Here is a 21,381-nt window from a genome sequence, read left to right on the forward strand (position 1 = left end):
AATAGTAGTATGGTGACCGGAGCCCGGACAGGTAACTCCGGGTTTAAATCGTTCCCGAAAATGGGGGGGAGAAAAAGGAAAATAAAAAAATATCAGAGCTGTTTCCAGGTCTCGTGGAACCGCTGCAGGGCGGTGATATGTCCGAGGACACCGAAGATGATGAGCATCCCGTCCATCACCGTGAGGCCTGCATACACCGCTCCCGGAATGAATGCGGCAATGATGCCGAAGATGATCAACAGGAGCAGACGGTCGGCCCGGCCGAGGATACCGCCGTAGACCCGGCCCACGCCCACTGCCTGTGCCTGTGTGCCAAGGTAGGAGGACATCAACACACCGGTGAGGGCAAAGACCCCCGATGAAAGGCGAGGCAAGAGGCCCTGCGAATATGCCGGTGATGATGAATATGTCGGCATACCGGTCGATGACATGGTCAAGGAAGTCGCCTTTCATCCCTGCCGTGCCGGTGACCCGGGCAATCGCCCCGTCCACCCCGTCAAAGAAGGCGTTGAGAAGAACAAAGAGGACGCCCGCGAGGGACGCTTCGTAATAAAATGCCGCTCCCCCGGCAACCGCCGCGAGCATGGCAATCACCGAACAGGCATTCGGGGGGGTGAACCCGACTTTCGCCATACCCTTCGCTACGGGTTCGACGATCCATTGCACACGGGGGGGCCGGAGGTTGTCAACTGTCATACACGTCTTCCTAAATATTCTGACCAGTCGGGTAGTGTGAAGCTATGTGGTGCATCACCACGGATAAATGCCTCGATTGCATTCGCGGTTTCTTCAGGCAACTGTTCCGTTGTATCGATCACGGTGACATGCGTCTCCGGGTGCACTTCCAGCGCCTCGATGAGGATACTGTCCAGCGCCTCTGCCTCCGCATTCTCCTGCACCTTCTCTTCCGCGTAGCCGCGTGCTCTCAGGCGTGTGGCGAGGATATCCGGGCGGCAGCGCAGAACCACCACCCGGTCTGCGGGCAGAAGATGGGTGAGGTGGCCTTCGATGATGCCCTCCACCGGCACAAAGGCGTCCACCCATGCCTCATCATCGATGATATCGGTGTCGCGTTCAGCGTCATGTTCGAGGATGTAGGGTGCCATCGTTTCCTTCTGTGACACCACCTGCATATTGCGGGCGGTGAGGAGTGCTGCAATGGTCGTTTTTCCGGTGCCGGGTGTCCCGGTAAGTGCGGTCATCATGGCTGGTATATGTCGGTTATTGCGGCGATGAAGGCTTCGTTCTCCCACGGTTCTCCGATGGAGACCCGGATATAGTGGTCCGGCAGACCGGGGGGGAAACTGGCACAGGACCGGACGATGACCCCCCCTTTTTGGGCAAGTTCCGTCACCACGTCATCCGCCTTACGGGGGGGCGACATCCACCATCACAAAGTTTGCCCCGCCGGGCACGACCGGATACGGGCATTCGTCGATGAACCGCTGCCGCCATTCCTGAACGACGGATACGATCTTTTTGACATGCACGGTGTCCCTCAGTGCCGCTGTGGCGGCTGCCTGTGAGACCATGTTGAGGGTGAAGGGGGGGGTGGCTGCCCGCTGGTATATTGGTTCGTACCATTCCGGCACAAAGGCGTATCCGACCCGCAGACCTGCAAGCGAATAGGCCTTGGACATCGTCCTGCCGATGATCAGGTTCCGGTATCTCTTCATCAAAGGACGGTAGTCGGTTCCGTCAAACTCGATATACGCACAGTCAAGGAAGAGGATTCCTTCATAATTTTCACAGATTGCAGCGATTGTCTCCGGGGTCTCTGTCGTCCCCCCCGTCGGATTGTTCGGGGTGCAGAGGAAGGCAAGCTTCGTCCCCCCCGCCGCATCCCTGCAGAATGCCTCCGGGTCAACGGAGAAGTCGGCCTTCCGGGGCACGGATACGGTCGTTCCTCCCTGTGCCTGCACCGCAAGCCCGTAGTAGGAGTAGGTGGGGGTTGCCACCGCGACCTGGTCACCGTCTGCAATGAGGGTGCGGATGACCGTATCGATGATCCCGTCCATCCCGACACTCGCGACAAACCGGTAGTCACCGTGACGCTTCTTCAGTGCGTCAATGAACTCTTTGTTGGTCTCGTCCGGGTAACGGTTGGCGTGGGGGGGCAGCACATCTGCTGCCGCCTTGACTGCCTTCGGTGACGGTGGATACGGGTTCTCGTTGCTTGCCAGACGTGCCGGGCGGGTGTGCCCCCCCGCAGCACGGGCAATCTCTGCTGCCCGTGTTGCAAAGACGTAGCCTTCTTTGAGAAAATCCTTACGAATCAAGTGCTTCATTGATAACTCTGACCGCCTGGTCGATCTCCTCGTCTGTGATCACGAGCGGCGGGATGAGGCGAAGGTTTCCGCTGGTGCAGTTGACCAGCACTCCGTGTTCCTCACAATAATCCTTCACCGGTGCACAGCGATCTCCGAGGGTGACGCCGATCATAAGGCCCCCCCTCTGGCGGGGGGGATGGTGAGCGGCGAGTCCGTCACGGAAGCGCTGGCCCTTGCGTTCAATGTCGCCGATGATCTCTTCGAGGACATCGAGTGTGGCGTGTGACGCGGCACAGGCGAGCGGGCCACCGTTGAAGGTGCCGCCATGCTCGCCGGGTAAAAATTCGAGTCCCTCACGGGCGACGATCGCACCCATCGGGAACCCGGAGCCGATGCCCTTTGCCATCGTGATGATGTCAGGTTCGATGTCTGCGTGCTGGAAGCCGAACCATGTACCGGTCCGTCCGAATCCGGTCTGCACCTCATCGATGATCATGAGCGCGTCATTCTCGGTGCACACGCTGCGCACCGCCTCCAGGAACCCGTCCGGTGCGGGGGGGAAGACTCCTGCCTCGCCCTGCACCGGTTCCAGGATTACCCCCGGCAACGGTATCGTCCATCACGGCCTTCAGGCCCTCGATGTCACCGTATTCAACGAATGAACAGTCATACGGCAGAGGGGTAAAGGGGAGACGGTAGTCTTCCTTGTGTGTCAGGGAGAGGGCACCGAAGGTACGTCCGTGGAACCCGGATTTAAATGCGATGAACCGTTTCTTGCCGGTGCGGACACGGGCCAGTTTCACGGCTGCTTCAACGGCCTCACTGCCGGAATTGGAGAAGAAGACCCGGCCTCCTTTGATGCCTGACTTCTCTACAATCCGTTTTGCGAGTTCTGCCTGTCCGGGGATGTAGAAGAGGTTTGATATGTGGATGAGCTCTTTTGCCTGACGACAGATGGCTTCTGAAACCTTCGGGTGACAGTGGCCGGTGGAACAGACAGCAATGCCTGCCACACAGTCGATGTATTCATTCCCTTCATCATCCCATACCCGTGCCCCTTTGCCGTGCGTAATCAGCATGTGACGGCCAAAGTTGCGCATCAGGTATGTCTCACACATATCGCGGTATTCGTCCTGTACCATTTTTTTCGCTTCCTCTTTTTTCTATATTCACTCGTATTCGATTGTTGCCGGGGGGGGTTTGGGGGGGGTGATGTCGTAGACCACACGGGATACGCCCGGAATCTCTGCCGTAATTCGTGATGCAATGCGGTGCAGGTTCTCCCACGGAACTTCAACCGGTTCTGCGGTCATTGCGTCACGGGAGTATACCGCACGGACGGCGACAATCCAGCCGTGAAGGCGGATGTCTCCTTTCACTCCGGTCCCGAGACCGATGACTGCGGCAAGGCACTGCCACGGGAGAACTGTTCGACGAGTTCTTCCTCGGCGATGGCGTTTGCCTCGCGGACGATGGCGATCTTTTCCTCGGTCACCTCGCCCACACAGCGGACAGCAAGACCGGGGGGGCCGGGGGGGAAGGGCATGCGGTGCTGGATTGCGGTGGGCATCTCAAGAGCGCCTGCCACTTCCCGTACCTCATCCTTGTAGAGGTCCACCAGGGGGGGTTCGATGACTCCCTTGAAGTTGATGTCGACAGGCAGACCGCCGACATTGTGATGGCTCTTGATGCCGCCTTCACTCTCGATGATGTCCGGGTAAATGGTGCCCTGTAAAAGGTAGGCCGCTTTTGTCTCGCGTGCCTCACGCTCAAAGACCCGGATGAACTTCTCGCCGATGATCTTGCGTTTCTTTTCCGGGTCGGTCACGCCTGAGAGGGCGGAGATGAACTCCTCACTTGCATCAACCATCTTCAGGTTGATGTCACTGAAGAGTGCTTTGATCTGTTCGCTCTCTCCTTTTCGCATCAGGCCGGTATCCACGTAGATGGGGGATCAGGCGATCGCCTATCGCCCGCTTGGCCAGTTCTGCACAGACGGAACTGTCCACACCGCCGGAGAGTGCCATGACGACATATTCATCTCCGGCCTTCTTCTGGATATCCGCGATTGCTTCCTCGATAAATTTCTCTGCTTTTACCATGATTGCTTACTCCTGATTCTGTATTTTTTGTTCACGGCATGCCCGCACAAAGCCGACATAGGGGGGGTGATGGCCGTGTCGGGGGGGTTGATTTGAATTCCGGGTGGAACTGGGTCGCGAGGAAGAACGCGTCCTGGCTCAGTTCACAGGTCTCCATCCGCGGCCCGCATCTGCCGGAGAAGACCAGTCCTGCATCCTCGAGGCGTTCGATATATTCCGGGTTTACCTCATAGCGGTGGCGGTGCCGTTCAATGATGGTCCCGGTGTTATAAAGTGCATGCACGGGTGCCTTTGTGAAGATCTGCGGTGCAGTTTCCGAGGCGCATCGTGCCACCCAGATCTTCCACCCCCCCTTCCTGTTCCGGGAGAATGGCGATGACGTGACTGCCGGGCCCCATCTCTTCGCTGGTCGCGTCAGTTATGCCTGCCACATGGCGGGCGAACTCGATGACCGCGAGCTGGAAGCCGAGGCAGAGACCCAGATAGGGTTTCCCGTGGGTCCGGGCATACTCAATGGCCCGGATTTTTCCTTCAATACCCCGGTGACCGAATCCGCCGGGCACCAGAATGCCGTCCACATCGGCGAGTTCGCTGGTGGTAAAGGTCTCTGCATCCAGCCACCGGATATCCACTTCGGTTGCAAGGGCAAACCCGGCATGCTTCAGGGACTCCTTAATGGAGATATAAACATCCTCGATACCGTACTTGCTCACGATGGCAATGGTCACGCGGGCGGTACTCTCCCGGTTGATCAGGGTGTACCAGCTGTTCTCCGGTTCGTGTGTCTTCAGGTGGAGCTGTTCGGTGATCACTTCTGCGAGCCCTTCCTTCTCCATCTCCATCGGCACCAGATAGATGTCCGGTGCGGTGATCGCACTGATCACCGCTTTGCTTGCCACATCCGTGAATGCGGAAATTTTCCTCTTGGTGGAAGCGCTCATGATACAGTCACTTCTGCCGACAATGACATCCGGCTGGAGACCCAGTTCCCGCAGTGCCTTCACCGAGTGCTGGGTCGGTTTGGTCTTGTGGTCACCCATATTGTCCGCGGGGGACCAGCGTGACATGGACAAGGGCCATATCCTCTTTCGGGAGTTCTGCGCGCATCTCGCGCACCGCTTCCAGAAACGGCATACTCTCGATATCGCCGACCGTGCCACCGACCTCCACGAGACAGATCTCGGGGACTTCACCCGGTGCGACCGGTATTGTCGCGGCATGCGCGATGGATTCCCGGATCTGGGCGGTGATATGCGGGATGATCTGGACTGTTGCGCCCAGATAATCTCCACGCCGTTCCTTCTCGATGACTTCCCGGTAGACCTTTCCGGTGGTGATGTTATGGGCGGACGTGAGTTCAATGTCTAAGAACCGCTCATAATTTCCCAGATCAAGGTCGACCTCGCCACCATCCGAGAGGACGTATACCTCTCCGTGCTGACCGGGGGGGTTCATCGTACCTGCATCAATATTCAGGTACGGATCGATTTTTACCGCGGTAACTGCATACCCACGGTTTTTTAGCAGACGGCCAATTGATGCGGTGGTGATGCCCTTTCCCAGGCCACTCATCACCCCCCCGCCCGTTACAACAATATATTTCACCTGATTTTCCCCCCCTTCCCGACCGGAGCATATAGTGCCGACCGTTACTCCTTGCCTATATTATTGCATGTACCCGCACTTTATCATTGAGGTTACCGGAAGGTGGGTGCGGTATGATCGTGTGCCCGGGAACAGGGGGGGTCCGGAAAGAGAAAACCTGCCGGTGCAGTGCAGTGCCTCGTCTCAGGTGAATGTGTTTCCGGAAAAAAGGAGACGGGGGGGAAAAACAAGGTTAGTCCCGTTCTGTTCGCGGAGGTTCTGACGGTTCTACGGATGCATCCAGATTCACCGGGGGGGTGGTCGGGTCTTCCAGTGTCTGAATCTTCTTCTCGATCTCTTTTACATAATCTGTGGCATCCTCGATGCCCTCTTCGGCAGGGGGGGACTTGCCGAGGATGGAGTCGTCCAGTAAAATATCCTTCCAGTCCTCGTCGACGAGCACCTCTGCCTCTTCGCCGAGGAACTTTGCACTCTGTTTAATGAGTCCGGAGAGTTCGAACGGGAAGATGATTTTTGTTGCCTGACCGTCTGCCATCTGTTTGAGGGCGTCAAGGGAGAGCACCGTAATGGCCTTCCGGTCAAGTGCCCGTGAACCGAGAGAGAGGATGCGCAGACCCTGCGCCTCACCCTGTGACTGCAGGATACGGGATTTCCGGTCACCCTCCGCCCGGAGAATCTTACTCTGTCGGTCACCCTCTGCTTCGAGGATCATCGACTGTCGCATCCCTTCTGCGGTGAGAATCGCCGAGCGTTTCTCACCATCTGCACGCAGGATAGCAGCACGGCGTTCCCGTTCTGCTGCGGTCTGTTCGGTCATTGCCTGTTTGACGGCACCGACCGGATCCACCTCTTTGATCTCCACCCGCTCGACCTTTACTCCCCCCCACTGGTCGGTTTCACGGTCGAGAATGTCACGCAGACGGTTGTTGATGAGTTCGCGGTTATAGAGTATCTCATCGAGTTCCATGTCACCGATGATGCCACGCAGACTGGTCTGGGCAAGAGCCACGGTGGCCATACGGAAGTTCGCAACCTCAAAGGCGGACTTCTCCGGGTCAACCACCCGGACGTAGACAATGGCGTCCACATTGGTGGGTGAGTTATCCTTGGTGATGACCTCCTGACGGGGGGACGTCCATCACCTGTGTTCTCAGGTCAATCTTGATGATATCCGTGATGAAGGGAATCACCCACCGGAATCCCGGGTTCAGCCGGCCTTTATACTGGCCCAGCCTGATTTCCAGCGCCTGCTGGTAGGGCTGCACGATCACCACACCTTTTGCAAAGATGAGAATGATTGCGAGTACGAGAATGATGGTGAAGAAGGTGTTTCCCAAATCAATTAATGCCATAATTTTATATCTCCTCAACGACGACGTGCACCCCGACGGATTTCACGACGCGGACTTTTTTTCCCACAGCGATACTGCCGTCTGCAGACCGGGCACTCCAGTCCACATTGCCGATGACGACCTTTCCTTTGATGGTATCCGGCTCCACGGTTGTTGTTACCCTGCCGGTCTTCCCGGCAAGAGAATCGCCACTTATCGTGGACGGCACCTTATCCGGGGTAATCCGTGCATACAGCCATACACTGGCGCCTGCCGCAACAAGTGCGGTCACAATGCCTATCAGGATGATCCATGTCGAACTGAAGATCTCCGGAAAGAGCAGGGAGATGGCACCGATGATAATCAGGGTGGTGCCGGGGGGGACCGCGAGGAAAAATCCCGGGTTGAAGGCTTCGACTAAAAGCAGTATGACTCCGATTAAGATCAGAATCCATCCAAGAACTAATATTTCCATGATTCCATTGCTACATGCAGGTTCGGAGGGTATAAAGATAATTGAGGGAATGCCTGTCGGCGGGGGGGACGGTTTGAAAAATATGAGAACGGATGGGGGGGGTGGTGGAATATCGGGGGGGAATAATAGTGTTGGATTATTGGTGCGCTATCACGGTAAAAGAGGCCGAGGACTCGGCCAGTATCTCCCCCCCGTCTTTTCCCGGCCGCCGGACCACCCCCCCTTTGGTGAAGGCGACTTTTCTGCCCTTCCGGACAACGGTAGCCTCCGCTTCAACGGTGCCGTCCCGCACTCCCCCCCGGTAGAATGACGTGGTCTCACTGATCGTCGCAATGATCTCGTCTTCTTTCAGGGCGGTGAAAAGGGCAAGGGCCATCGCCTCGTCTGCAAGGGCGGCATATACCCCCCCGCCCTGTAACCATCCGCCGCCGTTCAGCATATCGGGCCGGACGTCCATGGTGAGGACTGCCTGTCCCTCAGCGTAGGATACGATATCAATCCCCCATCATTTTAAAGAAGGGGGGGTTGGCATCCCGGCCTTTCAGGGAGACTTCTTCGAGATAACTCATTCATTGGTATGTCTGTAGTCTTTCCCCCTTATGCATTGGGCTTTTTTGTTTTCATTGCCTGCGCAGATTTAATGAACCTGTGATACCGACCTAACAGTATGAAACTGCTCATGGTCATCGCACACGAAAAGTTCAGGGATGAGGAATTTTTGATCCCTGCACGGGTCTTTGCCGAAGCGGGCATTGCCTATGATGTGGCCACTGATCAGCCGGGGGGGTCCTGCATGGGCATGCTGGGAGAGACGGTTGAGGTGACCCGGTCCATTAAAGAGACGGATGCGTCTCTCTATGATGGTATCGTGATCGTCGGTGGTCCCGGTGCTGCTGAATATCTCTGGGCGGACAGAGACCTGCGGGCCCTTGTCAAAACGATGTATGAGGACGGTGACGTGGTGGCGGCCATCTGCCTTGCACCGGTTGTTTTCGCCTATGCAGGCATCCTTGAGGGGGGGCGGCAGGCCACGGTCTTTAAGACCCGTCTCTCGGAAAAGTCGTTTGCCGATAAGGGTGCCGTCTTCACCGACATCCCGGTCGTGGTGGACGGCACTATCATTACGGCAAACGGCCCGCTTGCCGCGGCTGCCTTTGCCGAAGAAATTATCTCCGCACTCTCCTGCTGACCTGCATATGACGGTCAGTGAAGAGGACTGCACCATTGTAATCCCGGCCTACAATGAAGCGGGCCGAATCGGGGGGGGATTACTGGACGGGCTTGCCGCATACCGGGGGGGACCGGTCATCGTCGTCTGTGACGGGGATGACAATACTCCGGGTGTTGTCTCTGCCTTTTCCCGTGCCCACCCGTCGTGCCAACTGGAATGCCGGGAATACGAAGAGCGTCTGGGCAAGGGCGGGGGGGGTGGTCGCCGGTCTGACGCATGCAAATACCCCCCCGTATGTCGGGTTTATGGATGCCGACGGTTCGACGACCGTCCCGGAGATGAGACACCTCTTTGCCGCTCTCATTGATGCAGACGGGGGGGCCATCGGCTCACGCTGGATAAAAGGTGCCTGTGTGCCCGTCCGGCAGAGCATGGGACGGCAGGTGCAAAGCCGGCTCTTCAACCTCTTTGTCCGGCTCTTTTTTGCCCTGCCGTATCAGGACACCCAGTGCGGGGGGGCGAAGGTGTTCCGGACAGCGGCGGTGCAGGCGGTTTTGCCGTCGGTGCAATCACCGGGGGGGTTTGAGTTTGACGTGGAACTCCTCTGGCAGATGAGGCGACAGGGGGGGTTTGTGGTAACGGAAGTGCCCATACACTGGGAGGACCAGCCGGACTCGCGGGTCGGCGGCACGACCGGTTTTGCCATGCTGAAAGGCTCATGAAGATACGGTTTGGGCATCGCCCCGAATAACGAAGAGAGATACTGAAGGATACACAGGGATAGTCGAGTTATGAAGAAGGATACGATTCAGTCAGTCGCAGACAGGGATCAGGTTGATGCACTCTTTGTCATCAGCAATGCTGAGATCCGGGAAGGAAGTAAGGGGGCAGTATATCACCTGCACCATCAGTGATGCAACGGGTGAGATGGCATGCAAAATATGGGGAAAAAAGAGCCTGAACTTTCTGGTGAAAGAGGCCTCTGCTGCCATCCGTGAGGGAATGGTTCACCGGGTCGTCGGGAAGGCCCAGGTCTACAACAACGAATTGCAGATGAACGTCAACGATGGCATCGATCATCTCATTCAGGGCCCTGCGGACCATGCCTCGCTTGACCCCCCCGGCGACTTTGTCTTCTCTCCTGCTGACTGCGCCCGGAACCGTGACGAACTTCTTCGGATGGCAGCCGGTATTGGCCGTCCGGGGCTGCGTGCGCTGGTGGAGCGGGTCTTTGCAACGCATGACGCCTTTTTCTCTGTCCCCCCCGCCGCACGGGCGAAGCACCATGCCTACCGCGGAGGGCTTGCCGAACACACACTTGAGGTGGTTCGCTACACGGAGGCCTTCCTTGTCGGTGCGGAGGGTATCTCCGCTGACCGGGATGTCGCGGTGGCAGGAGCCCTGCTCCATGATGTGGGAAAGGCGGTCTGTTTTGCCGAACAGGGTTTCTCCTTCTGTCAGCTTCCCACGTATTCTCTTCTCGGCCATATCAGTCCGGGCATCTCCATCATTGAACAGGCGGCAGAAGAGATGACGGTGGACGGGCAGGATCTGAGCCATCTGCTTCATATCGTCCAGACCCATCACGGCATCTACAGCGACCCGAAACCCCAGACGGTGGAGGCATGGGCTGTCCATCAGGCGGACAACACGAGTGCCCTCCTCCACGAGGTGGCTTCAGATGTGGAGGATACCCATCCGGGAGAGGGGCGGTTTGGTTCACGGTTAAAGGGACCGGTATACCGCTACCCTGCACCATCGGCTGTATCGGAAAGCGTTCCGGAGGCACATGCGCCTTCCGCACCTGTTGCAAAAGAGAAGGGACCGTCTGATCTTTCCCAGTGGTGTTAGGTCGGATACGATTCTCTCATATGTTGTTCCGGTTATCTTTGGTTGCCTGCAGAGGCACCGGGATGACTGTCGGTTTTTCCTTTTTTGAGTTTCTTCTCCACATCCACCATCAGGGTCAGCACCGCGGGCATGATCACGACTGCGCCCACCAGTGAGAACAAGACCGCAATCACGGTGGAGAGACCAAAACTGGATACAATGGGGAAGACCGAGAGCATGAGTGCGGAAAATCCGCCTGCCGTCACGAGGCCGGAGACGGTCACCGCAGAACCTATTTTCTGCACTGATGTCCGGATTGCGTCCGACGGGTCGTCGGCGAGTTCCTTCTCTTCGGTGAAGCGTTCCATGACGAGAATCGTATACTCCGCCGCCACGCCGATGGTCATTGACCCCAGACAGGCACTGATCGGGTTGTAGTGCAGGCCAATAAGGATCATGGCGATGGCATTCCAGCCGACGATACAGATGATCGGGACCACCGGGGGGGTGATGGCATAGATTCTCCGGTAGGCGAGAATTAAGAAGAGGAATATCAGCACAAACCCGAGGTTGGTCATCGCCTCTTTGCTGGATGAGATCATGTCCATCAGGTTGGTGTAGAGGTCAAAGTCGCCGGTGGGATATACCTCGATGTGGGGGGGCGGGGGGGGTTCCGACCAGATTGCATCTTCCATGACCTGCTTTTTTAATTCGTTCTGTTCATCGATGGTGAGGATGAGCGTGGTAAAGGAGATGACCGCTTCGTTGTCGCCCTCCAGATAGGGGTCTTTCTTTGCGTCGGGAATTGCGGCAAGGACGGCGTTCAGGGTGCCTGTGTGTCCGGTATCAGGCCATTGTTCTGTTTGCGCACGAGCGAGGCGATACTGTCCGCTTTTGTTATTTCGTCATGATCCGAGACGGCCCGGGTGCTGAAGGTGTCAATCCACTGGATGGCATCGATGCTTTTCAGGTCGTCCCCCCGGATATAGAGGGGGGGAACGGGGGGGTGACCGAACCCCGGACGTCCTGCACCTTGTCAAGCGCAATCTGTGCCGGAAGGTCTGCCGGTGCCATGGATTTGGTGTCGGTGTCGATGGGAATGGAGGGGGGGTCAAGCGATATGCCGGCAAAGGCGATGACCGCGGCAATGATGAGCACCGGGATGGCGTTGGCAGAGACGCGTGCGACCAGCCCCTCCAGAAAATGCGTGTAGTGGTTCATTACCCGCATCATCAGGGTCGGTTTTCCTTTTTTCGGGATATACCCGAAGAGTGTGGCAAGGGCGGGGAACCCGAAGAGGGCGGTCAGGTAACAGCAGGTGACCCCCCCGATGATGGAGACGATGGCAAAGGTCTTGATCATCGGCACCGGGAGATGAACATGGCGAGAAATCCCATCGAGGTCGCCAGCATCGCGAGGAGTACGGCAGGCCCGGTATTCTTCAGGGTATCGCGTGTGGCCGTCTCCATTGTTGCCCCTTCCCGCCGTTCCTCATCAAAGCGTGCGTGAAACTGGACGGCATAGTCAATGCCCAGCCGAGAAGAATGGGGGGAACGAGGCAATGGCGCCGTTATTGATCTTCACTCCGAAGAGACTCAGCATGGCGAAGGTGTAGACCAGACCAAACATGAGGATGAGGAGCGGGAGGAACCAGTGGCGCATATTGGAGAAGAGGATGAAGAGCACGATTGCCATCAGGATGAGTGCGCCCACGATGAGCACCACCCTGACTTGACCATGTCATTCTGGAGTTCGACACTGTAGGGAGTGGCGCCGGTCACATCAATGACGGTGCCGGGCGGCAGGTCGGCTTCGCTGGTAAGGGTTTCCAGATTGGGGGGGAGAATGGTCTGGGAGACATCGGTTGAGATACCCTGTTTGATTGAGACGTATAAGAGTCCCGTCTGGCTGTCAGGGATGAAAGTGTCCCTCAGTTCCGCGGGCAGCAGTGACAGGATCTCTGCTTTTACTTCCGGGTTCTGCGGCATCACGCCGCCGTTCACTTTTTTCAGGACATCGGCGAGCGAGTTGGTCTCGGTCACATATTCGAGGCGTTTTATTTCCTCTTCCAGTATCAACAGGTTCTGCAGCAGGGTGTCGTCCGCCGGGTCTGCGGTCTGGATGAGCAGGATGTAGGTGTCGGAGACAAACTGTTCATTGTACTGGTCATAGCGTATGCCCGCGGGGGGGGTGGATTTGTCCAGGTACTGGTCGGATGATGACTCGAACTGAATGCCGGTTGCAACAAAGATTCCGGCGACAAAAAGGGCGACCATGACGGCAAGCACCGGTAGGTAGTGCCGGTGTATGGCCCCCCCTCCAAGGCTGCTGTATACTGAAGGAATGCTGATTGTGATGTTGTGCACCGTCCTGTGTGTGTTCCCGGCAGATATTGTCCGGGATCAGATGTCAGGCAGGTATCTGTCCGGAGCAGGGAAACCCGAATAATAGTATGATCCTGATTTGTCCTTAAAAGAATCCTCTGAATCCGGCTCCCTCTATGTAAATATGTTTAAAGAAACCGTATAATATAGTTAGTACCGGAACGGATGGTTTTGTTCTGACAAGATGAGTTGTTCCGGTAAACGCTGGTGTATATTAATGAAATCACGATATCTCTTTGTGACTGCCGGTCTTCTCATGCTGGCACTGGTAGTATCGCCCGGCCTTGCGGGAGAAAAATTCTTCACCGAAGGCCCGGTCATATCAGTCTCGGTATCCGGGAGCAATCAGTTCAGTCCTGATGAAGATGCCCAACTGCCCCTTCTCATTGAAAACCGGGGGGGGCTGATTGATATGAAACTGGTCCAGTTAGGCTATCTGACTCCCGATTATCTGCCCAATACGGCACGCTCGGTGAAGGTGAGTCTTCTGCCGGGGAATGCCCCCCCGGTAACGGTGAAGTCTGACACGCAGGTGCTCGGCATTCTTCCGTCAGGGATCGTGGAGAAGGCCACCTTTGATATCCACGTCCCGGCGGATGCCGCCTCCGCTACCTATACGCTGACGGCACGGGTGGAGTATGAGTATATGCAGTCGTATGACCAGTCGGGACAGGACGCGATCACCTACCATTTCAAGACGGTCACGGAAGAGATTCCGGTGACGGTGGTCGTGACCCCCCCGTCGGTTATCCTTGCGATCACGGATGTGCAGTCCTCTGACCTGAATGCCGGGGGCGAGGGCTATGTCACGATGAGCGTGAAAAACACGGGCAGCGATGACGCGGCTCATTTCGCCCTCTATATTGAACCGGGCGGAAAGGGCCCGCTCACCCCCCCGGTCGAGGGGAATATCTATATCGGAAACTTTGCCGCAGGAGAGACCATTACCCCCCCGCGGGTGAAGGTATCGGTATCAAAGGATGCGGATGAGACTCAGCACTACCCGCTTACGGTCTTCGGTCTCTACAAGGACTACGAGGGACAGGATGCCATGACCAGTCCGGTGCTGATCGGCGTGGATTTCCTCGGCAAAATTACCTTTGCTGCGGTGAGTGAGCCTGCGGTGGCCACCGTCGGGAAAGAGAATCTCATTCATGTGACCTATCGGAATACGGGTGCTGCCACCGCGTATCAGGCACAGGCAGAATTAGTGTCGTTGACCCTTTTTCCAGCAGTGATTCCAACGTCTATCTCGGTGATTTGAAACCGGGAGAGTCGGCAGAGGCGGTCTACCGGGTTGAGGTGAATAAGGATGCGACCATCAAGACCTATTCGCTGGACTCGGAGATCCGCTACAACGATGCCCTGAACAACAATTATGTCTCCGACACGGTGAAGGTCATCGTCGATGTCCAGCCGGCGGATAATACTCCGACCTACCTTGTTGCACTCGTCGGTCTGCTGGTTGTTGCCGGAGGCGGCTTCTGGCTCTACCGCAGGAAACAGCAGAACGGAAGGCAGGGGGCCGTGAGGCGCGAGCGTATCCTGTCTCCTTCCGGGGGGGCGGGCAGGACAAACACGGGGGGGATCGGGCGGGCCGTCTGGTGCGGTATTCTTGCGGGGGGCTTTTGGTCTGTGCACTCTTTGGCCCGGTCTGCGGTGCGGGTGAGGGGGGGTTTCTCCGGAGTGAACCCTCGCTCTATGCGACGCTTCTGGGAACGAATGAGTTCTCTCCGGGCACGGATATCCAACTGGACTTTGTCGTCGAGAATCAGGGAGTGGATACCGAAGTCCTCCGGGAACTGGAATATACGCCCTTTACGATGAACCCGACCACTGCACTGGGTACGGTTGCCGGGCTTGATGCCGGGGAGGTGCCCCCCCTCTCGGTGCAGTCGGAACCGTATCTTATCGGGGACATTCCGGCAGGAGTGAGCCGGTCGTTTACGGCGTATGCCCATGTGGATGAGAATGCCCCGGCGGGGGGGATGTATACGCTCCGCGTCAACGCCGGTTATCACTATGCGGCGGCCCAGCACATGCTCCCCCCCTCCGGTGAGTGGCAGTATACCTACGAAGAGAAGACCGTCCCGCTGGAAGTGCCGGTGCGGATTAAAGGTGAGGTGAAGCCGGAGATTCTTTCTCTCAGGGCAGAGAATCTCAATCCCGGTCAGGTCGGGAGTATTACGGTCTCCCTGAAGAATATCGGGTATGCGAAAGGCACTGCCTCTGCTGCTGAACTGAGTGGTATATCCGGTGTCTTCCGGCAGGTGGACGGCGGAGTCTACATCGGTGACTTTGCTCCGGGTGAGGTGGTGAATGTGACCTTTTCTGCGTATGTGGATGACGCGGTCGGTGCGGGCACCTATCCGGAGGAGGTCATGATTCTTTACACCGATGAAGACGGCGAACCGCAGCAGTCGGTCTCCGAGAGAACGGGCATCCCTGTTGGTGAGGGGGCGTCCTTTGCTATTGTCTCCGGCCCCCCCATTGCAATCGTGCCCGGTGAAACAGAGTCCATCCGGGTGACATTCCAGAATACCGGTGATGCACCGGCGTATGACGCACGGGCACGGATTGTGCCAAGCAAACCCCCCCTGACTGCGTCGGTGGATACGGCTCTTCTCGGCGATATGGCACCCAACGAGACGAAGACTGCCGATTTCACGATTTCGCTTGCATCCGGGGGGGCCCTTGAAGTCCCGTATGGTCTGAATACGGAGGTCAAGTACCGGGACGCACGGGATACGTTGATTCTTTCCGACCAGATTGTGCTGCAGCTGGACGGGAAGGCGGGCAACCCAATCAGAGATGCACTGCTGAATCCGGTCTCCCTTGTAGTGATGGTGGGTGTGGTGCTCCTGGCGGGATACTATCTGTATGTCGGCAGGCGGAAGATGCGGTAAGGGCAGGATTTTTGCATCGTGTGCGGTGAGGGGGGGATTGGGATATAATTTCGTTTTTTTTATCTGGCTGGAATGATTCAAAAACAAAGATATGATAAGGCAGTCCGCGACCGCATCCCTGCGATCATCCGCTCGCAGGGAACGGGATGTGAAGTAGAGACCTGTGATGATCCGACGTTTCTCAGGTATCTTGAATACAAGCTCATCGAGGAGCTGAAGGAATATCTCGAATCAAAGGAGCCGGAAGAGCTCGCCGACCTGATAGAGGTATGTTACCGGGTGGCCGAACTCCGGGGGGGCGTCTCCCCGGATGAACTGGAACACCTCCGGAAGAAGAAGGCTCTCGAACGGGTGGGTTTGCCGGGAATCTGGTGCTGATGTCTGTTGAAGAAGAAGGGATGGAAGCTGATGCAAAAAATGCTGAAGATGCAGAGGTATTCAGAGATGCGGAGGGGGGGGCAGAGGCAGATGAGGATGCGGAGTTGAATCCTGAACGGCGGATGCTGCTGTGCACCTGTGGAGAGGGGGGGGATCATTCTGTGGAGGATGAATGACTTTTATCCTTCGCTCCTGTTTCACTGAATATGCACGCCGAATCCTTTCTCAGAGATTGTTTCCCCGTTTTTCGGACGGCAGGTAATGATCTAAGCATATATCCGGTCGAATTATCAAGTAGAGTAGGATGGATGACGGGGGGGTGTCCGAGAGTATCGGAACCATTTTGATGGTATTTATTCTGGTGGCATTCGTCGGTGTCATGTTTGGGTATCTGATGGGTTTTGGATCGGATAGTCCCATAGAAAACTATCGTCCCAGTATGCCGTTGTGGATGTAGAAGTGTTACCTGCACTCTCAGCGACGGACACCTGGGATGCGGATTCAATAAAAATTCATTTTCTCTCCGGAAATGAACTCGGGTTGAAATATGAGGAAGGGACGAATAGCGGTATTGGTGATACCAGATTCATGCTCATTGATCCGGATGGCGTGTCACATGAGGCTGTCCAGTCCGTCACCATGCACGGTCAGAGAATAACTCCGGGCACAGAACTGTTTTGTTTTTCCTTATCATCCGATATCAACGGACAATATTACATCACAAATGCCTACTCACGAATCGGGGATGACAGCACATGGGATGCGGGTTTGCTGTACCCAAAGCCCCCCCTTTCACCGGGAACATGGCAGGTTCAGATAATAGATGATAGTCATAGCGTTCTCATTGCAGATGAAGTGGTGACGGTCTGAACGATTTTTGATCATCTGATCGTTCCATTCACCTGCCCTCGACTATTTTTCTGAGTATTATGCCTGCTTTATTCGTGAAATGCGGCTCTGCTATGGACGGTTTGTGTCCCGGAAAAAATGTCCGCACAGCAGCCCGGAGTGGGCAGTTCTTCGTTGAGACAACCCATACGTCCTCCCTAAACATCCGCTAATAGAGACCCCTTAATAGTCTGTAATGAATTGATATCTGAGCAAACGAGTGGCACTAAGCCCGTGTTTTTCGGGGGGGTTGTAACTATGAACCGAAAATATGGTGGATCTGCCCCCCCGATTTACCTGTCACGTGAATAAAAAAGGGTGGCCCCGTCACCCATATTCTGCCGGTGTTCTTTCACCTTTTCACATGGTTTCTTTGATTATCATTTCTGGGAAATATGGGCATGTCGCCCGTTTAATGCCAAAAAATGGTCGTTTTGACGTGCATATTGCATCCGTCTCTTCGTTTTCACTCATCCCGGAATCACAGGGACGCAGACACATACCCGCAAAATGATCAGATGTGCTGAATGTTCCCCCGGACGCGTGAAAATATCCCTTCCTATCTGTACATATATCTCTATACTATACGTATTGAGAAGAATACGCACCAGTCCGGGCACTATTTTTGGCCTCTGTGTTTTCACTTTGTGGGTGAAAACCGGATGAAAAGATGAAATGTTCTCCGGGCCGGTGTGGACATGGGTTGAGGATAATGGATGTAGGGGGGGACGGGATGAGGGAGGGCCGCCCTGGCGGCTGCCGGTTCATTCTCTGTTTTATTCCGGGCAGCACTTATCCGGAGCAGATCAATCTGATTTTGCAAAGGTTGAAGCGTGTAGCTGTTCAATTTTCCCTTAATACCCCCCCACATATCGTCAATGCATGAACCGGGACCTGACATTGTCGAAGGGAATTTGTGAGAGAATCTGAAATGCAAACACATCAACTCAACTGGATAACGAATTTCATCTGGGGAATCGCGGACGACGTGCTACGTGATCTCTACGTACGCGGGAAGTATCGCGACGTCATCCTGCCAATGACGGTTCTCCGCCGTCTTGACGTGGTGCTGGAGCCGACGAAAATGGAGGTTCTCGACATGAAAATCTCGCTTGACAAGGCCGGAGTCGTGCACCAGGACGCGGCATTACGACAGGCAGCCAGGCAGGCATTCTATAATACTTCAAAGTTCACGCTCCATGACCTGAAGAGCCGTGCAAACCAGCAGCAGCTCAAAGCCGATTTTGAGGCATATCTTGACGGCTTCTCGCCCAATGTGCAGGATATCCTTGAGAAGTTTGAGTTCCGCAATCAAATTCCCCCCCGCCTTTCCAAGGCCGATGCCCTTGGCACACTGATTGAGAAATTACTTTCCCCCCCGGAGATTAATCTGAGTCCAAACCCTGTGCTTAACGGTGACGGTCGGTGAAATACCCCCCCGGACTTGATAATCACGCAGTCGGTACCGTGTTCGAGGAGCTGGTTCGCCGGTTCAATGAGGAGAACAATGAGGAGGCCGGTGAACACTGGACTCCCCCCCGCGATGCGGTGAAGCTCATGGCACGGCTGATCTTTCTCCCGATTGCAGACGAGATTGCGTCCGGTACGTATCTGCTCTACGACGGCGCCTGCGGAACCGGCGGGATGCTGACGGTGGCTGAAGAAACGTTGCATGACCTTGCCGAAGAACAGGGCAAGCAGGTGGCTACCCATCTCTACGGGCAGGAGATCAACGCCGAGACCTATGCCATCGCGAAGGCTGACATGCTCCTCAAAGGTGAGGGTGAGGCGGCCGACAACATCGTCGGTGGCCCTGAGTATTCGACCCTGTCAAACGATGCGTTCCCTTCGCATGAGTTTGACTTCATGCTCAGCAACCCGCCCTATGGCAAGAGCTGGAAGAGCGACCTTGAGCGTATGGGCGGGAAGACCGGTCTCAGAGATCCCCCCCGCTTTGTGATTGAGCATAACGGTGATCCTGAATACTCCCTTATCACCCGTTCCTCGGACGGCCAGATGCTTTTCCTCGCAAACATGCTCTCCAAGATGAAGCATGAGTCCCGACTCGGCAGCCGTATCGCCGAGGTTCACAACGGCAGTTCACTCTTTACCGGCGATGCCGGTCAGGGCGAGAGCAACATCCGCCGCTGGATCATCGAAAACGACTGGCTCGAGGCGATCGTCGCACTGCCGCTCAATATGTTCTATAACACCGGCATTGCGACCTACATCTGGGTGCTCACCAACCGCAAGCCCGAACACCGCAGAGGCAAGGTGCAGCTCATCGACGCCACCAAATGGTACAAGCCGCTCCGGAAGAATCTGGGCAAGAAGAACTGTCATCTGTCGGAAGAGGACTGCACACGAATTTGTGACACGTTCCTTGCATTTGAGGAGACGGAAGAGAGCAAAATATTCGAGAACGCTGCATTCGGTTACCAGAAGGTTACGGTGGAGCGGCCGCTGCGGCTCAAAGGTATCGAAGGAGACTGTGACCGCGTCTACAAAGCAAAGGAGATCAAGGCGCTCAAAGAGACCTGTGAACGCAGCGAGACCGCACCGCCGGTAATTAAAAAAATTCACAAGAAGGGCACGGCCCCCCGATCCGATCCGCGGCCTGTTCGAAACAACGATCAACGGCAAGCCTGTGGTCGTCGAGTACGAACCCAATTCTGATCTCCGTGACACGGAGCAGGTGCCCCTTCTTGAAGAAGGCGGCATTGAAGCATTCCTCCGTCGCGAGGTGCTGCCCTACGCCCCCCCGGATGCCTGGTATACCGAAGAAAGTGTGAAGACCGGCTACGAGATCAGCTTCACGCGGTATTTCTACAAGCCCAAACCCATGCGGAGTCTGGAGGAGATCCGGGCCGATATTCTTGCGGTGAGGAAAGAGGGCGAGGGGGTTATTGGATGAGATTGTCGGGGGATGGACTACGATGACGGGTGTGCCGGTATGATTCAGGAGCTGAAACCCTATTCCTCATATAAGGATTCTGGTGTGGAATGGCTGGGGGATGTGCCGGAGCATTGGGTGGTTGTCTCGCTGCGATATCTTGTTGTAATCAGGAGTGGTGAAGCGCCGCCTGCTGACAAAGATGTGATTGGACACTATCCTGTGTTTGGAGCAAATGGTATCATCGGTCGTTGTTCTCGTTTCAATTCAAAAGAGCAGCATGTTGTCGTTGGAAGAGTTGGTACTGCTGGAGCTGTAAACGTAACTCCCCCCCGAGAAGCGTGGATTACTGATAACGTTTTGATAATCGATCCGTTGTCAAAGTCGATTCTGCCTGCTTTCTTGCCTCTTCTATTGAATGTGGTAGATCTCGCCTCTCTTACGAATCAGAATGCACAGCCCCCCTCATTACTGGGGGGTAACATAAAGTCACGGAAAGCAATAGTCCCCCCCCTCTCCCCCCCGAACAAACCGCCATCGTCCGCTTCCTCGACTACGCCGACAACCGCATCCGGCGCTCCATCCACGCCAAACAGAAGCTGATCAAGCTCTTGGAGGAGGAGAAGCAGGCCGTCATCCATCAGGCTGTCACCCGCGGCCTCGACCCGGACGTCCGCCTCAAGCCCTCCGGTGTGGAGTGGCTGGGGGGGGATGTGCCGGAGCATTGGGATGTCGTTACACTTCGACGGGTAATCAGCCGAGCAGTCGATGGTCCTCACCATTCTCCTAACTACTTAGATAAGGGCATTCCATTTCTGTCAGCTAGAAATATTAGGGTGGATCACTGGAAACTCGATGATGCAAAATTCATCTCTGAGCAAGACTATGCTGATTTCAGCAAGCGTGTTGTCCCTGAAATTGGTGATGTTTTGTATACAAAGGGAGGAACAACAGGTGTTGCGCGAGTTGTTGACTTGGAGTTTCGTTTTCAAGTCTGGGTACATGTTGCTGTATTGAAAATAATTCAGTCGAAAATCATTCCAGAGTTCTTGGCAACCGTGCTAAATTCACCCCCTCTGCTATGAGCAAGCCCAGCTGTTTACCCGGGGGGGAGCAACTAACCAAGACCTTGGTCTTAATAGGATGAA

At 55.8% G+C, this 21,381-nt stretch carries 24 protein-coding genes and 6 pseudogenes; 15 read left to right on the forward strand and 15 right to left on the reverse strand.

Annotated features, from left to right (window positions below; all coding sequences use genetic code 11):
- Nucleotides 1–92 precede the first annotated feature (92 nt).
- From JCM10550_RS01015 to JCM10550_RS01055, 9 genes and pseudogenes are all read right to left on the reverse strand, one after another.
- A pseudogene (locus tag JCM10550_RS01015) lies at nucleotides 93–696 on the reverse strand (CDP-alcohol phosphatidyltransferase family protein).
- Complete coding sequence (locus JCM10550_RS01020; RefSeq protein ID WP_062396377.1) at nucleotides 693–1,205, reverse strand: adenylate kinase family protein; 513 nt, start codon at nucleotides 1,203–1,205, stop codon at nucleotides 693–695. The pseudogene JCM10550_RS01015 and the gene JCM10550_RS01020 overlap by 4 nt, the downstream one beginning before the upstream one ends.
- Nucleotides 1,202–2,288 (reverse strand): annotated as a pseudogene (locus tag JCM10550_RS01025) (histidinol-phosphate transaminase). Before JCM10550_RS01025 ends, JCM10550_RS01020 begins: the two are co-directional and overlap by 4 nt.
- Nucleotides 2,269–3,370 (reverse strand): annotated as a pseudogene (locus tag JCM10550_RS01030) (acetylornithine/succinylornithine family transaminase). Before JCM10550_RS01030 ends, JCM10550_RS01025 begins: the two co-directional pseudogenes overlap by 20 nt.
- A 69-nt stretch (nucleotides 3,371–3,439) precedes the next feature.
- A pseudogene (gene guaA, locus JCM10550_RS01035) lies at nucleotides 3,440–4,372 on the reverse strand (glutamine-hydrolyzing GMP synthase).
- Between the two features lie 6 nt (nucleotides 4,373–4,378).
- Nucleotides 4,379–5,977, reverse strand: a pseudogene (locus JCM10550_RS01040) (CTP synthase).
- 232 nt (nucleotides 5,978–6,209) lie between these two features.
- Nucleotides 6,210–7,329: pseudogene (locus JCM10550_RS01045) on the reverse strand (SPFH domain-containing protein).
- Nucleotides 7,330–7,333: 4 nt separating this feature from the next.
- On the reverse strand, nucleotides 7,334–7,783 hold the full coding sequence (locus tag JCM10550_RS01050) for an NfeD family protein (RefSeq protein ID WP_062396378.1): 450 nt from the start codon (nucleotides 7,781–7,783) through the stop codon (nucleotides 7,334–7,336).
- A 136-nt stretch (nucleotides 7,784–7,919) separates the two neighbouring features.
- On the reverse strand, nucleotides 7,920–8,240 hold the full coding sequence (locus tag JCM10550_RS01055) for a PaaI family thioesterase (RefSeq protein WP_245618565.1): 321 nt from the start codon (nucleotides 8,238–8,240) through the stop codon (nucleotides 7,920–7,922).
- Between the two features lie 210 nt (nucleotides 8,241–8,450).
- Here JCM10550_RS01055 and JCM10550_RS01060 point away from each other — a divergent pair, with 210 nt between their 5' ends.
- The 5 genes from JCM10550_RS01060 to JCM10550_RS01070 all read left to right on the forward strand — a co-directional run bounded on the left by JCM10550_RS01060 (nucleotide 8,451) and on the right by JCM10550_RS01070 (nucleotide 10,805).
- Nucleotides 8,451–8,972, forward strand: a complete 522-nt coding sequence (locus tag JCM10550_RS01060) for a DJ-1/PfpI family protein (RefSeq protein WP_062396380.1) — start codon at nucleotides 8,451–8,453, stop codon at nucleotides 8,970–8,972.
- A 7-nt stretch (nucleotides 8,973–8,979) separates the two neighbouring features.
- On the forward strand, nucleotides 8,980–9,321 hold the full coding sequence (locus tag JCM10550_RS21260) for a hypothetical protein (RefSeq protein WP_245618566.1): 342 nt from the start codon (nucleotides 8,980–8,982) through the stop codon (nucleotides 9,319–9,321).
- Entirely contained in the window at nucleotides 9,212–9,676 is a 465-nt protein-coding gene (locus JCM10550_RS01065) for a hypothetical protein (RefSeq protein WP_245618567.1), read from the forward strand. The genes JCM10550_RS21260 and JCM10550_RS01065 overlap by 110 nt, the downstream gene beginning before the upstream one ends.
- A gap of 69 nt (nucleotides 9,677–9,745) precedes the next feature.
- Nucleotides 9,746–9,868: a hypothetical protein gene (locus JCM10550_RS24065; RefSeq protein ID WP_281175199.1), complete on the forward strand. Its 123-nt coding sequence runs from the start codon at nucleotides 9,746–9,748 to the stop codon at nucleotides 9,866–9,868.
- Nucleotides 9,869–9,881: 13 nt separating this feature from the next.
- Nucleotides 9,882–10,805 carry an HD domain-containing protein gene (locus tag JCM10550_RS01070; RefSeq protein WP_172673724.1) on the forward strand — a complete coding sequence of 308 codons (924 nt, stop codon included), beginning with the start codon at nucleotides 9,882–9,884 and terminating at the stop codon, nucleotides 10,803–10,805.
- A 32-nt stretch (nucleotides 10,806–10,837) separates the two neighbouring features.
- On the opposite strand, the gene JCM10550_RS21265 is transcribed toward JCM10550_RS01070, so the two are convergent.
- The 5 genes from JCM10550_RS21265 to JCM10550_RS21285 all read right to left on the reverse strand — a co-directional run bounded on the left by JCM10550_RS21265 (nucleotide 10,838) and on the right by JCM10550_RS21285 (nucleotide 13,150).
- Entirely contained in the window at nucleotides 10,838–11,479 is a 642-nt protein-coding gene (locus JCM10550_RS21265; protein ID WP_062396383.1) for an MMPL family transporter, read from the reverse strand.
- Between the two features lie 271 nt (nucleotides 11,480–11,750).
- The gene (locus tag JCM10550_RS21270; protein WP_062396384.1) at nucleotides 11,751–12,146 is read right to left on the reverse strand and encodes a hypothetical protein; all 396 of its coding nucleotides are present in this window, start codon (nucleotides 12,144–12,146) and stop codon (nucleotides 11,751–11,753) included.
- On the reverse strand, nucleotides 12,143–12,346 hold the full coding sequence (locus tag JCM10550_RS21275) for an MMPL family transporter (protein WP_245618568.1): 204 nt from the start codon (nucleotides 12,344–12,346) through the stop codon (nucleotides 12,143–12,145). Before JCM10550_RS21275 ends, JCM10550_RS21270 begins: the two co-directional genes overlap by 4 nt.
- Nucleotides 12,309–12,497 (reverse strand): hypothetical protein, encoded by a 189-nt coding sequence (locus tag JCM10550_RS21280; protein WP_062396385.1) that lies wholly within the window; start codon nucleotides 12,495–12,497, stop codon nucleotides 12,309–12,311. Before JCM10550_RS21280 ends, JCM10550_RS21275 begins: the two co-directional genes overlap by 38 nt.
- Complete coding sequence (locus tag JCM10550_RS21285) at nucleotides 12,479–13,150, reverse strand: hypothetical protein (RefSeq protein ID WP_245618569.1); 672 nt, start codon at nucleotides 13,148–13,150, stop codon at nucleotides 12,479–12,481. The genes JCM10550_RS21280 and JCM10550_RS21285 overlap by 19 nt, the downstream gene beginning before the upstream one ends.
- A gap of 235 nt (nucleotides 13,151–13,385) precedes the next feature.
- Between JCM10550_RS21285 and JCM10550_RS01095 the strand changes: the two genes are divergently transcribed.
- The 9 genes from JCM10550_RS01095 to JCM10550_RS20215 all read left to right on the forward strand — a co-directional run bounded on the left by JCM10550_RS01095 (nucleotide 13,386) and on the right by JCM10550_RS20215 (nucleotide 20,254).
- The gene (locus tag JCM10550_RS01095; protein WP_175020527.1) at nucleotides 13,386–14,432 is read left to right on the forward strand and encodes a COG1361 S-layer family protein; all 1,047 of its coding nucleotides are present in this window, start codon (nucleotides 13,386–13,388) and stop codon (nucleotides 14,430–14,432) included.
- A complete protein-coding gene (locus tag JCM10550_RS20005; protein ID WP_175020528.1) occupies nucleotides 14,429–14,995 on the forward strand; it encodes an LPXTG cell wall anchor domain-containing protein in 567 nt (188 codons plus the stop codon). The genes JCM10550_RS01095 and JCM10550_RS20005 overlap by 4 nt, the downstream gene beginning before the upstream one ends.
- Nucleotides 14,947–16,074 carry a COG1361 S-layer family protein gene (locus JCM10550_RS01100; RefSeq protein ID WP_157199801.1) on the forward strand — a complete coding sequence of 376 codons (1,128 nt, stop codon included), beginning with the start codon at nucleotides 14,947–14,949 and terminating at the stop codon, nucleotides 16,072–16,074. Before JCM10550_RS20005 ends, JCM10550_RS01100 begins: the two co-directional genes overlap by 49 nt.
- A 72-nt stretch (nucleotides 16,075–16,146) precedes the next feature.
- Entirely contained in the window at nucleotides 16,147–16,452 is a 306-nt protein-coding gene (locus tag JCM10550_RS01105) for a nucleoside triphosphate pyrophosphohydrolase (RefSeq protein WP_062396388.1), read from the forward strand.
- Nucleotides 16,452–16,628 (forward strand): hypothetical protein, encoded by a 177-nt coding sequence (locus JCM10550_RS17840; RefSeq protein WP_157199802.1) that lies wholly within the window; start codon nucleotides 16,452–16,454, stop codon nucleotides 16,626–16,628. The genes JCM10550_RS01105 and JCM10550_RS17840 overlap by 1 nt, the downstream gene beginning before the upstream one ends.
- 271 nt (nucleotides 16,629–16,899) lie before the next feature.
- Nucleotides 16,900–17,322 (forward strand): hypothetical protein, encoded by a 423-nt coding sequence (locus tag JCM10550_RS01110; protein ID WP_062396389.1) that lies wholly within the window; start codon nucleotides 16,900–16,902, stop codon nucleotides 17,320–17,322.
- 949 nt (nucleotides 17,323–18,271) lie between these two features.
- Nucleotides 18,272–18,769: a type I restriction-modification system subunit M N-terminal domain-containing protein gene (locus JCM10550_RS20205; RefSeq protein WP_218185071.1), complete on the forward strand. Its 498-nt coding sequence runs from the start codon at nucleotides 18,272–18,274 to the stop codon at nucleotides 18,767–18,769.
- Nucleotides 18,766–20,016 (forward strand): class I SAM-dependent DNA methyltransferase, encoded by a 1,251-nt coding sequence (locus JCM10550_RS20210; RefSeq protein WP_218185072.1) that lies wholly within the window; start codon nucleotides 18,766–18,768, stop codon nucleotides 20,014–20,016. Before JCM10550_RS20205 ends, JCM10550_RS20210 begins: the two co-directional genes overlap by 4 nt.
- On the forward strand, nucleotides 19,988–20,254 hold the full coding sequence (locus tag JCM10550_RS20215; protein WP_218185073.1) for a hypothetical protein: 267 nt from the start codon (nucleotides 19,988–19,990) through the stop codon (nucleotides 20,252–20,254). Before JCM10550_RS20210 ends, JCM10550_RS20215 begins: the two co-directional genes overlap by 29 nt.
- Before the next feature lie 425 nt (nucleotides 20,255–20,679).
- Here JCM10550_RS20215 and JCM10550_RS21290 read toward each other — a convergent pair whose 3' ends face one another.
- Nucleotides 20,680–20,958, reverse strand: a complete 279-nt coding sequence (locus tag JCM10550_RS21290) for a hypothetical protein (RefSeq protein ID WP_245618570.1) — start codon at nucleotides 20,956–20,958, stop codon at nucleotides 20,680–20,682.
- Here JCM10550_RS21290 and JCM10550_RS17850 point away from each other — a divergent pair.
- On the forward strand, nucleotides 20,947–21,318 hold the full coding sequence (locus JCM10550_RS17850) for a hypothetical protein (RefSeq protein ID WP_245618571.1): 372 nt from the start codon (nucleotides 20,947–20,949) through the stop codon (nucleotides 21,316–21,318). The genes JCM10550_RS21290 and JCM10550_RS17850 overlap by 12 nt on opposite strands.
- Nucleotides 21,319–21,381 lie beyond the last annotated feature (63 nt).

This window comes from Methanogenium cariaci JCM 10550 (genome assembly GCF_001315945.1).
GTDB classification, from domain to species: domain Archaea; phylum Halobacteriota; class Methanomicrobia; order Methanomicrobiales; family Methanomicrobiaceae; genus Methanogenium; species Methanogenium cariaci.

Bases quoted from the DNA above. Each gene is read 5' to 3' on its own strand.
- JCM10550_RS01095 (WP_175020527.1), top strand. From the start codon at position 13,386: ATGAAATCACGATATCTCTTTGTGACTGCCGGTCTTCTCATGCTGGCA.
- JCM10550_RS21265 (WP_062396383.1), bottom strand. From the start codon at position 11,479: ATGGAAGATGCAATCTGGTCGGAACCCCCCCCGCCCCCCCACATCGAG.
- JCM10550_RS21260 (WP_245618566.1), top strand. From the start codon at position 8,980: ATGACGGTCAGTGAAGAGGACTGCACCATTGTAATCCCGGCCTACAAT.
- JCM10550_RS21270 (WP_062396384.1), bottom strand. From the start codon at position 12,146: ATGATCAAGACCTTTGCCATCGTCTCCATCATCGGGGGGGTCACCTGC.
- JCM10550_RS01105 (WP_062396388.1), top strand. From the start codon at position 16,147: ATGATTCAAAAACAAAGATATGATAAGGCAGTCCGCGACCGCATCCCT.
- JCM10550_RS21290 (WP_245618570.1), bottom strand. From the start codon at position 20,958: ATGCTCCGGCACATCCCCCCCCAGCCACTCCACACCGGAGGGCTTGAG.
- JCM10550_RS17840 (WP_157199802.1), top strand. From the start codon at position 16,452: ATGTCTGTTGAAGAAGAAGGGATGGAAGCTGATGCAAAAAATGCTGAA.
- JCM10550_RS01060 (WP_062396380.1), top strand. From the start codon at position 8,451: ATGAAACTGCTCATGGTCATCGCACACGAAAAGTTCAGGGATGAGGAA.
- JCM10550_RS01050 (WP_062396378.1), bottom strand. From the start codon at position 7,783: ATGGAAATATTAGTTCTTGGATGGATTCTGATCTTAATCGGAGTCATA.
- JCM10550_RS24065 (WP_281175199.1), top strand. From the start codon at position 9,746: ATGAAGAAGGATACGATTCAGTCAGTCGCAGACAGGGATCAGGTTGAT.
- JCM10550_RS01055 (WP_245618565.1), bottom strand. From the start codon at position 8,240: ATGGACGTCCGGCCCGATATGCTGAACGGCGGCGGATGGTTACAGGGC.
- JCM10550_RS20205 (WP_218185071.1), top strand. From the start codon at position 18,272: ATGCAAACACATCAACTCAACTGGATAACGAATTTCATCTGGGGAATC.
- JCM10550_RS01020 (WP_062396377.1), bottom strand. From the start codon at position 1,205: ATGATGACCGCACTTACCGGGACACCCGGCACCGGAAAAACGACCATT.
- JCM10550_RS01070 (WP_172673724.1), top strand. From the start codon at position 9,882: ATGGCATGCAAAATATGGGGAAAAAAGAGCCTGAACTTTCTGGTGAAA.